General features: G+C 38.7%; 11 protein-coding genes and 1 riboswitch. Of the genes, 7 read left to right on the top strand and 4 right to left on the bottom strand.

Going from position 1 to position 12,373, the window contains the following annotated elements:
• Nucleotides 1-79: 79 nt before the first annotated feature.
• On the bottom strand, nucleotides 80-667 hold the full coding sequence (locus OZZ83_RS05280; RefSeq protein ID WP_002310140.1) for a hypothetical protein: 588 nt from the start codon (nucleotides 665-667) through the stop codon (nucleotides 80-82).
• 174 nt (nucleotides 668-841) lie between these two features.
• On the opposite strand from OZZ83_RS05280, the gene OZZ83_RS05275 reads away from it, so the two are divergent.
• The 5 genes from OZZ83_RS05275 (at nucleotide 842) to OZZ83_RS05255 (ending at nucleotide 5,476) form a co-directional block, all read left to right on the top strand.
• On the top strand, nucleotides 842-2,164 hold the full coding sequence (locus OZZ83_RS05275; RefSeq protein ID WP_002293587.1) for an APC family permease: 1,323 nt from the start codon (nucleotides 842-844) through the stop codon (nucleotides 2,162-2,164).
• 154 nt (nucleotides 2,165-2,318) lie between these two features.
• Nucleotides 2,319-3,095 (top strand): TatD family hydrolase, encoded by a 777-nt coding sequence (locus OZZ83_RS05270; RefSeq protein ID WP_002315759.1) that lies wholly within the window; start codon nucleotides 2,319-2,321, stop codon nucleotides 3,093-3,095.
• Entirely contained in the window at nucleotides 3,088-3,657 is a 570-nt protein-coding gene (gene rnmV, locus OZZ83_RS05265) for a ribonuclease M5 (protein WP_002310144.1), read from the top strand. The genes OZZ83_RS05270 and rnmV overlap by 8 nt, the downstream gene beginning before the upstream one ends.
• On the top strand, nucleotides 3,650-4,534 hold the full coding sequence (rsmA, locus tag OZZ83_RS05260; RefSeq protein ID WP_002310145.1) for a 16S rRNA (adenine(1518)-N(6)/adenine(1519)-N(6))-dimethyltransferase RsmA: 885 nt from the start codon (nucleotides 3,650-3,652) through the stop codon (nucleotides 4,532-4,534). Before rnmV ends, rsmA begins: the two co-directional genes overlap by 8 nt.
• 312 nt (nucleotides 4,535-4,846) lie before the next feature.
• Nucleotides 4,847-5,476: a hypothetical protein gene (locus tag OZZ83_RS05255; protein WP_002314080.1), complete on the top strand. Its 630-nt coding sequence runs from the start codon at nucleotides 4,847-4,849 to the stop codon at nucleotides 5,474-5,476.
• A 118-nt stretch (nucleotides 5,477-5,594) separates the two neighbouring features.
• On the opposite strand, the gene OZZ83_RS05250 is transcribed toward OZZ83_RS05255, so the two are convergent.
• The gene (locus OZZ83_RS05250) at nucleotides 5,595-6,704 is read right to left on the bottom strand and encodes an ABC transporter ATP-binding protein (RefSeq protein ID WP_002310147.1); all 1,110 of its coding nucleotides are present in this window, start codon (nucleotides 6,702-6,704) and stop codon (nucleotides 5,595-5,597) included.
• Between the two features lie 208 nt (nucleotides 6,705-6,912).
• On the opposite strand from OZZ83_RS05250, the gene mgsA reads away from it, so the two are divergent.
• Both mgsA and OZZ83_RS05240 read left to right on the top strand, forming a co-directional pair.
• Nucleotides 6,913-7,335: a methylglyoxal synthase gene (gene mgsA, locus OZZ83_RS05245; protein WP_002310148.1), complete on the top strand. Its 423-nt coding sequence runs from the start codon at nucleotides 6,913-6,915 to the stop codon at nucleotides 7,333-7,335.
• A gap of 186 nt (nucleotides 7,336-7,521) precedes the next feature.
• Nucleotides 7,522-7,620, top strand: a riboswitch (THF riboswitch).
• Nucleotides 7,621-7,657: 37 nt separating this feature from the next.
• A complete protein-coding gene (locus tag OZZ83_RS05240; RefSeq protein WP_002310149.1) occupies nucleotides 7,658-8,194 on the top strand; it encodes a folate family ECF transporter S component in 537 nt (178 codons plus the stop codon).
• 39 nt (nucleotides 8,195-8,233) lie between these two features.
• On the opposite strand, the gene OZZ83_RS05235 is transcribed toward OZZ83_RS05240, so the two are convergent.
• Both OZZ83_RS05235 and OZZ83_RS05230 read right to left on the bottom strand, forming a co-directional pair.
• Nucleotides 8,234-9,997 carry an ABC transporter ATP-binding protein gene (locus tag OZZ83_RS05235; protein ID WP_002310150.1) on the bottom strand — a complete coding sequence of 588 codons (1,764 nt, stop codon included), beginning with the start codon at nucleotides 9,995-9,997 and terminating at the stop codon, nucleotides 8,234-8,236.
• A 2-nt stretch (nucleotides 9,998-9,999) separates the two neighbouring features.
• The gene (locus tag OZZ83_RS05230) at nucleotides 10,000-11,715 is read right to left on the bottom strand and encodes an ABC transporter ATP-binding protein (RefSeq protein ID WP_002310151.1); all 1,716 of its coding nucleotides are present in this window, start codon (nucleotides 11,713-11,715) and stop codon (nucleotides 10,000-10,002) included.
• Nucleotides 11,716-12,373: the final 658 nt, after the last annotated feature.

Here is a 12,373-nt window from a genome sequence, read left to right as displayed (position 1 = left end):
ACTAATAGTATTCAAAATAAAGAAAACAATCATCGAGGTCAAAATCGATGATTGTTTTCTTTATTTTGTAAAAATCCTATTATTTGATTTTATGATAACCTTTTATTTTTGTCTTCAAACGGCTTGGCAAGAGAGCAGTAAGCAGTGCAAATGGAATCGAAAAGACGTACCAGAAAATCGTTCTTCCAATACCATAACGCTGATACAGTTTCGTCAACATCACATGAAGCAAGATCAATCCTAAAAGCAAGGCACCAGCTGAAAACCAATGATTATTCCAATGCATGATTTCACGAAGTGCCATCACTCCGAAGGGATAAAAATAAAAATAGATTCCTACTAAGGTCATCCGCCAATTCTTTGTAAATGTTCCAATGTTCAACAAAAAGAAAATCGCTGAAAGCAAAATACCGATAGGTGGGAATAGCCCCACTAGAAAGGAATACAACATCCCCCACAAAATCATCACGGGACCTTTGATCAATGCAACAATTGCGATGAACACCGTCAGCAATATCAATTTTTGTGATAATGTCGCAATGGTCAATAATCCAAATAAAATCAACGTGAACCAATGCCAACGGGACTGCTGCTGTTCTTTACGAGAAAAATCGATTCGGTTGGATAAATAATCTGCTAATTTCGGATAAGAACGCTTAAAATCCATAAACTGTTCCTCCTTCGTGGAAAAGGTAGGTTTAGTATACGCAAAATAAAGAGGAAATACATCCGTCTTAAGAGGGAGTTTTTCATTGAAAGTGGAGAAAAAAGAATGGTAAATTAAAATATTCTCAGTTATACTGAAAATTATACCAAATTTCAAAGAAGAAAGAGGATGGGAATGAAAGGCAAACTAAAACGAGAAATCAATCTGTTTGGCGCATTAGCTACCGTTATGGGAACCGTGATCGGCGCAGGGGTCTTCTTTAAAACCGCTGCTGTTACTGCAAGCACGCAGTCTACAAGTTTGACATTACTAGCTTGGCTTTTGGGTGGTTTCTTAACGATCTGTGCTGGATTGACAGTGGCTGAATTAGCTACAGCGATCCCAGAAACTGGTGGAGCTGTCAAATATATTGAAGCAGCTTATGGAAAGCTGCCCAGCTTTTTATTAGGGTGGGCGCAAAGCTTGATTTATTTCCCCGCTAATATTGCTGCATTATCGATTATCTTTGCGACACAATTGACGAACTTATTACAATTATCTACCGACTATCTTTTGTTGATTGCAGTGATTACCGCTGTTTCTGTGACAGGATTGAATTTATTAGGAACAAAAGTCGGTGCGTCTGTACAATCAGTGACGCTGATTGTTAAATTGATACCAATTGCCGTGATTGTCGTATGGGGATTATTGACACCAGGACAAGGAACTGTTCAGCTATTTCCAATCGAAGCTGGAAAAGAGGTTACTTTTGTCGAAGGCTTGAGCAGTGCGTTGCTAGCAACATTGTTTGCTTATGACGGCTGGTTAGGCGTCGGCGCAATGGCTGGTGAAATGAAACGGCCGGAAAAAGATTTGCCTAAAGCGATTATACTAGGGCTGAGTTTTGTCACTGTCGTTTATTTATTGATCAATTTTGTTTTCTTGAAAACTCTGCCGATTGATCATCTTGCCGGTAATTTGAACGCAGCTTCTGAAGCATCAGACGTCATTTTTGGAGAAATCGGCGGAAAACTGGTCACTATTGGGATTTTGATTTCGGTATACGGGGCATTGAATGGGTATACCTTAACTGGGATTCGTGTGCCTTATGCGATGGCTTTGGAAGACGAGCTACCTTTCAGCAAACAGCTGACAAAGCTTTCAAAGAAATTTACGGTACCTTATGTTCCTGCGATTTTCCAGTTAGCAGTAGCTTGTATTATGATGAGCCTTGGTTCTTTCGACTTTTTAACCGACATGTTGATTTTTGTGATGTGGCTATTCAGTTTACTGATTTTTATCGGTGTCTTTATTTTAAGAAAAAAAGCGCCGGAATTGCCACGCCCATATAAAGTACCACTTTATCCAATCGTTCCGATTATTGCGATTCTCGGTGCTATTTTCATTTTAGGTATGACGATGATGACGCAAACGAAATTAGCATTGATCGGTATAGGTGTTACCTTGATTGGTATTCCAGTCTATTATCAAAAAAAGAAAAAACGCTCAGAAGAGTAAAATATTTCAACAACAGACAGAAAAAGTACGAACTAAGTCCTCTGGATCTTCGTGCTTTTTCTATTTCAACAAAACAAGTTCTTCTATTTTGATTTTTGCTACTTCTGCAAGCAGTGCTTATGTGCTAAAGTAAGAATGAAAAGGAGAGATAAACATGATATTTGATTCTCATACCCATTTAAATGCTGAGCAGTTCAATGAAGATATTCCAGAAACGATTCAGCGAGCACAAGAAATGGGGGTAACGAAAATGGCGGTCGTGGGCTTCGATACGCCAACGATTGAAAAGTCTTTGCAATTAAGCCATGACTATCCAAATATTTACAGTATTATCGGCTGGCATCCGACAGAGGCTGGCAGTTATACGAAAGAAATCGAAAATAAATTACAAGAACAATTGACTTTGCCAAAGGTTGTAGCATTAGGGGAAATTGGCTTGGATTATCATTGGATGGAAGACCCGAAAGAAGTCCAAGATAAAGTATTTCGCAGACAGATTGCTATCGCAAAAGAAATGAACCTTCCAATCAGTATCCATACTAGAGAAGCACTTGAAGACACGTATCAAATCCTAAAAGAAGAAGATGTTCGAGATATTGGTGGAATCATGCATAGTTTCAGCGGTGATTATGAATGGGCAAAACGATTTCTTGACTTAGGGATGCATATATCATTTAGCGGTGTCGTCACTTTCAAAAAAGCATTAGACGTCCAAGAGGCTGCAACAAATGTACCAATCGAACGATTACTTGTGGAAACAGATGCCCCTTATCTGGCACCAGTTCCTTTTAGAGGAAAGCGAAATGAACCAGGCTATACTCGTTATACAGTAGAAAAGATTGCTGAACTTCGGAATCTGCCAACAGAAGAAGTGGCTGCCCAAACATGGTCAAATGCGCACCGATTATTTGGTCTAAGCGAACATGGATAAGATGAAGATTCAAGAGATTATAGTCGTTGAAGGAAAAGACGATACAAGAAGGCTTCGGGAAGTAGTTGATGCAGATACGATAGAAACGATTGGTTCTGCTATCAATGAAGATATCCTGATGCAAATTGAACATGCCCAAGAGACTCGAGGGGTGATCGTTTTTACCGACCCTGATTTTTCAGGAGAAAAAATAAGAAAAATCATTATGGAAGCTGTTCCCCAAGCAAAACATGCTTTTTTACCGCGTACACAAGCTAAACCAAAGAAAAAGGGAAGTCTTGGTGTTGAGCATGCAAGTGATGCTGCTATTTTAGAAGCATTGAAAAAGGTTGTGACGCCAGATATTTCCCAAACGGCTGTTTCTGAAATCACTAGACAAGACCTTTTAGACTATGGTTTAATAGCTGGAGCACAAGCAAAAGAAAAACGAGAAAAACTAGGTGATGAGTTGCGTATCGGTTATACGAATGGCAAACAATTGGAAAAACGTTTGAAGATGTTTCGTATCACGCCGAAAGAGCTCGCACAAGCAATGAAAATAGTGGAGGAACAACATGAGTGAATATCGTGAAATCGCGACACCCTCTAGAACAAAAGAGATTTTATTGAAACATGGTTTTTCATTTAAAAAAAGTTTAGGACAAAATTTTCTCACTGAACCAAATATTTTAAGAAAAATCGTAGAAACTGCGCAAATAGATGAACGAACGAACGTGATCGAAGTTGGGCCAGGAATCGGCGCATTGACAGAACAATTAGCGATGCATGCAAAGCAAGTCGTAGCATTTGAGATTGATGATCGTTTGATCCCTGTATTGGCTGATACGATGCAACCCTATGACAATGTGACCATCATACATCAAGATATTCTGAAGACGGATTTATCAACAGCCGTAAGAGAAACATTTCATGAAGAGCTTCCGTTAAAAGTCGTAGCAAATTTACCTTATTATATTACGACGCCCATCATGATGCATTTTCTTGAATCGGATTTGGTCGTAGATGAATTAGTCGTCATGATGCAAAAAGAAGTAGCTGATCGAATCTCTGCTGAACCAGGAACGAAAGCATACGGTTCATTATCGATTGCTGTTCAATATTATATGGAAGCCAGTTTAGCCTTCATCGTACCAAAAACAGTATTTGTCCCTCAGCCAAATGTAGATTCAGCGATTTTGAAACTGACAAGAAGAGATACACCGGCAGTAGAAGTGACGGACGAAAAAGCATTTTTCCGATTGACAAAAGCTGCATTTCAGCAAAGAAGAAAAACGCTTTGGAATAATTTGCAGCATTCGTATGGCAAAGATGATCAGACAAAAACATGGTTATCAAAAAGCTTGGAAACGGCTGGAATCGATCCAAAACGTCGTGGAGAGACGTTGTCATTACAAGAATTTGCCGCATTAAGCAATGCGATGTCAGAAAATAAGCAGTAAAAAAAGAGGTTGTGAGCCTACCATTTAACTCTGAGGTACAAGGAGCAATTTCAAAAAACAGCTTCTCCTATTTTTGATTTGGTTGGTCTTATCGCCGCTGAGGCAAGCTTTTGATTCCTATTATGAACAAGGAGATGTGACACAAATTTTGTCACATCTCCTATTTTTGTCTCTTGATCAAAAATTCTTATACTTGATACTCACACTCATTTTGTATGGATTTAGAAAAGAATATGTGTCTTGACAGTTATTAGTAAGTAAGTTATACTAAGTCGACATTTAAGTGTCAAGACATATTAGGAGAGAGAAAAAATGAGAAAAAATTCAGTTCGAAAACTAACGATTTCTGCTTTATTGATTGGGATGGGGGTCATTATCCCAATGGTTATGCCTAAAATCATGATTCCACCTGCTTCTTTTACATTAGCGTCTCATGTGCCATTATTTATTGCGATGTTTTTTACACCAGGAGTTGCAGTGGCTGTTGCGCTAGGTACGACATTCGGTTTCTTTTTGACAACGCCAGTTATCATTGCATTGCGCGCATTGTCACATCTTGTATTTGCATTGATTGGGGCATGGTACTTGCAGAAGCATCCGAGTATCGTTTTAAAGAATGGACAGTTTACTTTTACTAATTGGCGTTTTCAAGGGTTCAATTTTGTGATAGGTGTGATTCATTCTTTAGTAGAAATGCTAGTAGTCAGCATCTTTTACTTCATCGGTAATATGCCTGACACGTATTACTCTCAAGGGTATTTTTATACAGTGTTCATCTTGATGGGAATTGGTGGACTCATCCACAGTTTGGTTGATTATAATATTGCTTATTTTATAGCAGGAACACTCAGCAAATATTTTGATATCCCGGTATTTACGGCAGCAAAAAAAGGAAATCGGAAAGAATCGATTCAAGGGTACGCGAAGAAAACGATATACTAATGAACTATCAAAGAAAAACTCTCATCTGCTAACGGATAATAAATCCGCTAAGAGGAGAGTTTTTTGTCCTAAAAAGAGCCACACCACTATTTTCTGGCGTAGCTCTAAAGGGGGCAGATTAGGGAAGTTTGATGACTTGTTCGGTTTCTTTATCAAAGAAGTGGCCTTTGCTGATGTTGAAGGCAAGCTCGACTATTTCGCCTGGTTTATGGAAATCTCTTGCATCTACTTTTGAGATGAACTCAGTAGAACCAGTTTTTGTGTAAAGCATCGTTTCAGCACCAAGTAATTCGGAAACGACAACTTCTGATTTGACTACGGCTTCAGGTGAAGCTTCAAGGGCTACTTGTTCACTGTGGATGTCTTCTGGACGAATACCGAAGATAACTTCTTTTCCTTCATAACCTTTTTCAACTAATACTTTGTTTTTCCCTTCAGGAATACGAAGCTTAAGCCCATGTCCATCTGTGATGACACCGTTTTTCAATGTCACATTAAAGAAGTTCATGGCAGGAGATCCAATAAAGCCGGCAACGAACATATTGACTGGTGTATCATAAACTTCTTTCGGTGTACCGATTTGCTGGATAAATCCGTCTTTCATGATAACGATTCGGTCAGCCATAGTCATCGCTTCTGTCTGATCATGAGTAACATAGATTGTCGTTGTTTCAAGACGTTGGTGAAGTTTGGCAATCTCAGCACGCATGGCTACACGTAATTTAGCATCTAAGTTTGACAATGGTTCATCCATCAAGAAGACTTTGGCATCCCGAACGATTGCACGTCCTAATGCTACACGTTGTCGTTGTCCACCAGATAAAGCAGCTGGTTTTCGTTTCAAGTATTCTGTCAGTCCGAGGATCTCTGCTGCATTGTCCACACGCTTTTTAATGTCTGCTTTATCATATTTACGTAATTTCAAACCAAAAGCCATATTATCATAAACAGTCATGTGAGGATACAATGCATAGTTTTGGAAAACCATGGCAATATCACGGTCTTTAGGTGCCACGTCATTCATGACTTTTCCGCCAATATTTAGTTCTCCTTCAGAGATATCTTCCAGTCCCGCAATCATTCGCAAAGTAGTTGACTTTCCACAACCGGAAGGACCAACAAAAACGATAAATTCACGGTCTTTGATTGATAGATTAAAATCAGTCACAGAATAATTTTCTGCATTATCATATTTTTTATATACGTTTTTCAGAGCCATTTCTACCATAATACGTTCCACACTTTCTTTTTTAGTTTTATTAACTGATTTAAGTATAAATGAAAGCGTTAACTAAGTTCAATGTCATGTTGAACAAGAATTTTTTCTTTTTTTTGTCAATGTGCTAGTTTTAAGCTTCAATAAATATCCATAAGAAATAAAAACTGATACACTGGAGTAAATAAGTATGTTAACCATATCAAAAGGAGTGTCTCTTATGAAAATCGCTTTGATCGCTCATGACCGAAAAAAATCTATGATGGTGAAATTAGCAACAGCGTATAAAACAATATTGGAAAAACATGAACTTTTTGCTACCGGGACGACTGGACAACGTATCACGGAAGCGACCGGCTTGCCCATTCATCGGTTTAAATCCGGACCGTTAGGCGGAGATCAGCAAATTGGAGCAATGATCTCGGAGGACCAGTTAGATTTGGTGATTTTTCTTCGAGACCCGTTGGCTGCACAGCCGCATGAACCAGATGTAACAGCACTTATCCGTTTATCTGACGTTTATGAGATTCCGTTGGCTACGAATATCGGAACAGCTGAGGTGCTGCTAAGAGGACTGGAAGCCGGCTTCCTAGATTTTCGAAGAATCGTCCATGAAATAGACAAACGTCCACTTTCATTTTGATGGACAAGTGTATGGAAAAATAACGTTTAATGTTCGTCTATATGTAGCTATAAAAGCTAAATAAACTGAAAATATGCAATATAATACGAACGTATTGTATAATATAACCAATAATATTAGTTTTTCGTGTTTGCAGTAAATGTGAAAATATGCTATAGTTTCTGTGGGAAAAGATCCCAAAAATAATACAGAGTAGAAAATAAAGCGTTAAGTGCTAAGAGGATGGGATGTTGCCTCTTGGACGAAGGACGTAATGTTCGCGGTTTTATTTTCGCATTCGCTGCATGATACGATGTAGCAGCTCTTAAAGGAGATGCTAAAAATGAAGAAACACCGGTTAGACGCACGTATGATTGCTATTATGGGCTTACTGATTGCATTGATGGTCACGTTGTCCCGTCTGGTAGCAATCGAGACCCCATTTATTAAAATCAGTGTCACATTTATTCCACAAGTGATCATGGGCATTCTTTTTGGTCCTTTTTGGTCAGGGATAGGCGCAGTTTTAGCTGATTTAGTAGGAATGGCTCTCTTCTCAAAATCTACATTTTTTATTGGATTTACATTGAATGCATTTATTGAAGGAGCAATCTACGGATTCTTTTTCTATCGAAAAGAAATCACTTGGAAAAATGCGATTTTGGCTACGCTTAGTGTCACGCTGATCATAAACTTATTTTTGACACCATTATGGCTTGCGTTGATGTACCATGTGCCATTGTTCAGCTGGGTCGTTTGGGCGCCCCGCCTGTTAAAAACAGTGATATGGTTACCGATTCAATCAATTGCCATTTATTACGTAGGACGTAGTATTCCTTACAAAAAAATTTTAAGAAGTTTAGCGATCCACGCTAAATAAAAAACAAGCAGTCTTCCCATCCCAGAAGACTGCTTGTTTTTATTGTGCTGTGAATTGTGCTTGATAGAGCCGTCGGTAATAACCATCTTTTTGAAGCAACTCATCATGGGTGCCCATTTCGACAATGGCTCCCTGATCCATCACTAATATCTGGTCCGCATTTTTGATTGTGGACAGGCGATGGGCAATAACAAAACTGGTTTTACCTTCCATCATTGCTAAGAAGGCTTGTTGGATTTTTTTCTCTGTCAATGTATCGACTGAGCTAGTAGCCTCATCTAAGATCAGCATAGGCGGATTACTGATCATCGTTCGAGCAATCGTCAACAGTTGGCGTTGTCCATCTGATATCTTTAACCCTTGACCGCCAATCTTAGTATCTAATTTTTCCGGCAAACGTTCAACAAATTCATACATATAAGAAGCTTTTAGGGCATCATTGATTTCTGCGTCACTTGCTTCCGGATTCCCAAAACGAAGATTTTCTCGCAATGTACTGTCAAATAGCCAAGTATCTTGTAACACCATTCCAAAACTTTTACGTAATGTATCACGTTGGATAGAGCGGATGTCATGGTCATCGATTGTAATCGTTCCTTTTGTTGTGTCATAAAAACGCATCAGCAAATTAACAAGTGTGGATTTTCCGGCTCCTGTTTTTCCTACTATAGCAATGGTTTGACCTGGATAAGCAGTAAAATTGAAATCTTCGATCAAACGCTGTTTGGGGTCATAAGAAAAAGAAACATGATCAAAAGAGACTTTTCCTTTGATATTTTTGGGTTCCAAGGCATAGGCATCTGGCAAATCAGGCGTTTCTTCTGGTTGATCGATCAAATCAAATGCTCGTTCTAGACCAGAAAAAGCGGTTTGCAGTTGTGTCGTGATTCCAGAAAGTTCGATAAATGGTTTAGAAAACTGACTTGAGTAGATCGTAAAGCTGGAAATCACACCAACAGTGATTGACGAACCACTCTTCAATGCCAATAGGCCGCCAACCAAACCAATCGATAAATAAGCAAGGTGATCTACAAAACGAGAAGACGGGTTTGTCAAGGAAGAAGAAAATTGTGCCCGTTGTCCTTTTTGATATAGATCAGCATTTAACAGTTCAAATTGCTGTTGACTAGCTTCTTCTTGCTGAAAAGCTTTCACGATTTTCTGATTACCGATTCGTTCGGTCACAAAGCCCGAAATCTCCCCAATGATTCTTTGCTGTCTATCGAAATTTGTTTGCGAAGCACGAGCAACGATCCAACTCACAAGGAAAATAATCGGTGTGGAACAAAGAACGACCAATGTCAGAAGTGGACTTAGACGCATCATAAAAATAAACGAAAGAAGGATGATCGCAACTCCGGAAAACAATTGATTGAAGGCGGCAGAAATCGCAATAGAAATGTTGTCCATATCATTTGTAAATCGACTGACGATATTTCCATGAGAATTTTGATCATAATAACGAAGTGGCAATCGATTTAAATGGGCAAAAGCATCTTTTCTTAATGTTGCAACGGACAAGTAAGCTAACCGATTGCTTAATACTTGGATGAGCCATTGACTGACTACATTGATCAAAACGATTCCACCGAACAGAATCAGTAAATGGAATAGTCGATTGAAGCGAACTTGTCCTTCTCCGATCATTTGATCGATACTTTGGCCAATTTGTAACGTCATCACAACTGTTGCGATCCCGTTGATAATCCCTAGTAATACAGCTAGCCAAATGTCTTTCGCATAAGCAGTAAGATAAGGGATGAAGCGACGGAGTGTCTGCAAGGATAATTTTTTTACTTTCATAACTATTCTTCCTCCTGTGATGCGACGATTTCCTGATATTCCGCTGATTGAGCAAGTAATTCTTCATGCGTACCTTGAGCAGCGATCTTTCCTTGATCCATCACTAAGATATGGTGTGCTTCTTGAATGGAGCGGACACGTTGGGAGATAATGATCACTGTACTGCCAAGATAAGTCTGCAGCGCCTTACGCAAATCCAAGTCAGTCTGATAATCCAACGCACTCAAAGAGTCATCTAAAATCAGTAATTCTGGCTTGGCAATCAAAGCTCTTGCAATCGTTAGTCGCTGTTTTTGACCGCCGGAGAAATTTTTTCCGTTTTCCATGACTTTTGTATCTAAACCATTTGGAAGCTGACGTACAAATTCTTCTGCCTGAGCGATTTTCAGGGCTTCCCAACACTCATCTTCTGTGGCATCTTGCTTACCCCATTGAAGGTTTTCACGAATAGTCCCAGTAAATAACACGGAAGTTTGGGGAACAAGGGCGATTTGCTGACGAAGATGATCCAGCTGCCAAGAACGAACGTCCATTCCATCCATTATGACTGTACCGGAACTGACATCATAGAAGCGCGGAATCAATTGAGTCAAAGTCGTTTTCCCGCTTCCCGTTGGACCAATGATTCCAAGGACCGTATTTCGCTTCAGCTGAAATGTAATCCCTTGAAGAGAAAGCCCAGAATCAGGAGTATAACGGAAGTCAACGTGATCAAAAGCGAGAATCGATTCAGAAGAAAAATCGGGAGTAGTACTGATCTCGGCTTCAAGAATCGAATTCTCTGTGTCTAGAACCTCTTTTACTCGATTACCTGAAGCTTCGGCACGTGTGAAGATCACGACGAGGTTTGAAACAACGATCAGTGCCAAAAGCATTTGATTCATATAATTGATCAAAGCAAGAACTTGTCCTTGTTGCAAACTACCAATGTTTACTTTGATCCCGCCAACTGTTAGCAAACAAATGATTCCGACATTCATGATCAAGGTCGTAGCAGGTGATAAAAGGGCAGAGATATTGGAAACACGTAAATAATTGTTCGCTAGATCATTTGTGCTTTTATCAAACTTTTCTGTTTCTTTTTTTGTCTGTGCAAATGCACGTATGACACGAACGCCGCTAAGATTCTGGCTGACGTGTTCATTGAGCTGGTCTAGTTTTTCTTGCACTTTTTGATAGAGAGGAACAGTTTTTCTGATGATAAAAAATAAAATGATGGAGAAAATAGGCAATAATGCTAAGAAAAACAGACCTACTTCCCAGTCGATCACAAAAGCCATGACTACTGAACCGATGCTTAAAAATGGTGCTCTAATCAATAAACGAATGACCATTGCTAAAGCTAGTTGAAGCTGATTGATGTCGTTTGTCATTCGAGTGATCAAGGTATCTGTTCCAAAATGATTCAACTCGTTGTGAGAGAAAGTATTGATTTTTTTGATCAGCTGATTTCGCAACTCTGTACCAAATCCTTGTGAAGCTACTGAAGCGTAATATTGGCAAATGATAGCACAAATCAGACCAATCACAGACATAGCGACCATCCATAAGCCCATTTCAATGATTTTTCCTCGGTCATTCATTTTTAGTCCATTATCGATCAAGGAAGCCATCATTAAAGGTAGGACAAGTTCGAAGACAGCCTCAAGAAACTTGAAGAACGGACCCAAAATGATTTGCTTACGATAATCTTTTGCATAACGTAATAACTGAATCATATGATTCCTCCTATTATTTATTTGTCTACAGTTGAAAAAACAAGTACTACCACATTGTAGCTTAGGAAATTTAGAATGAAAAGAGAACAAGCCTTTTCATAAATGAAAGTTTTATTATGAAGAGATTTTAGAGATTGAATAGAGTATTTTTTAGAAAAAAAGAAAGAGAACGGGAAATTCATCCCGGTCTCTTCATTCCTCCAAACGTCTATTTTGTCCGATTTTTTTATAAATGAATCGTGTGCAAAAGGTGGATCAGGTACAGAATCATCAATGGAGCGCTATTTATTTTTTGAAAATAAAAAAGTAGTGATTCCATGATTTAAGTAAAAAACAGCGAGTATAAAGCAAATGATCTTAGTAATGAATAAAATCTCATAAAATGGGGAGGGCGAAGCTTCATTTTCCATAAAAACCATCGTTATTTTTGGCGAAAAAATTAAAAGTAACGATGTTATTAAATCTAATAAAAGCTTTGTTTTCATAGTTTATTCTCCTTTTTTAAAAGTTGTTGAAATCGTTTTCTTTTTGTGCTATAAAGTTATTGTAACAAATTGTTTGTGGGAAAGCTAATTAATGTTGAAAGAAGGGATATGAGAATGAAAAAATCGTTGATTGGTTTATTATGTGTGGCAACTTTAGGGGGGGGTAAGTAATA

The organism is Enterococcus sp. E5-162, assembly GCF_035725965.1.
GTDB classification, from domain to species: domain Bacteria; phylum Bacillota; class Bacilli; order Lactobacillales; family Enterococcaceae; genus Enterococcus_B; species Enterococcus_B lactis.
Note: the sequence above shows the minus strand (reverse complement) of the source record. Positions and strands in the feature narration are given on the sequence as shown.

Bases quoted from the DNA above. Each gene is read 5' to 3' on its own strand.
- OZZ83_RS05280 (WP_002310140.1), bottom strand. From the start codon at position 667: ATGGATTTTAAGCGTTCTTATCCGAAATTAGCAGATTATTTATCCAAC.
- OZZ83_RS05275 (WP_002293587.1), top strand. From the start codon at position 842: ATGAAAGGCAAACTAAAACGAGAAATCAATCTGTTTGGCGCATTAGCT.
- OZZ83_RS05270 (WP_002315759.1), top strand. From the start codon at position 2,319: ATGATATTTGATTCTCATACCCATTTAAATGCTGAGCAGTTCAATGAA.
- rnmV (WP_002310144.1), top strand. From the start codon at position 3,088: ATGGATAAGATGAAGATTCAAGAGATTATAGTCGTTGAAGGAAAAGAC.
- rsmA (WP_002310145.1), top strand. From the start codon at position 3,650: ATGAGTGAATATCGTGAAATCGCGACACCCTCTAGAACAAAAGAGATT.
- OZZ83_RS05255 (WP_002314080.1), top strand. From the start codon at position 4,847: ATGAGAAAAAATTCAGTTCGAAAACTAACGATTTCTGCTTTATTGATT.
- OZZ83_RS05250 (WP_002310147.1), bottom strand. From the start codon at position 6,704: ATGGTAGAAATGGCTCTGAAAAACGTATATAAAAAATATGATAATGCA.
- mgsA (WP_002310148.1), top strand. From the start codon at position 6,913: ATGAAAATCGCTTTGATCGCTCATGACCGAAAAAAATCTATGATGGTG.
- OZZ83_RS05240 (WP_002310149.1), top strand. From the start codon at position 7,658: ATGAAGAAACACCGGTTAGACGCACGTATGATTGCTATTATGGGCTTA.
- OZZ83_RS05235 (WP_002310150.1), bottom strand. From the start codon at position 9,997: ATGAAAGTAAAAAAATTATCCTTGCAGACACTCCGTCGCTTCATCCCT.
- OZZ83_RS05230 (WP_002310151.1), bottom strand. From the start codon at position 11,715: ATGATTCAGTTATTACGTTATGCAAAAGATTATCGTAAGCAAATCATT.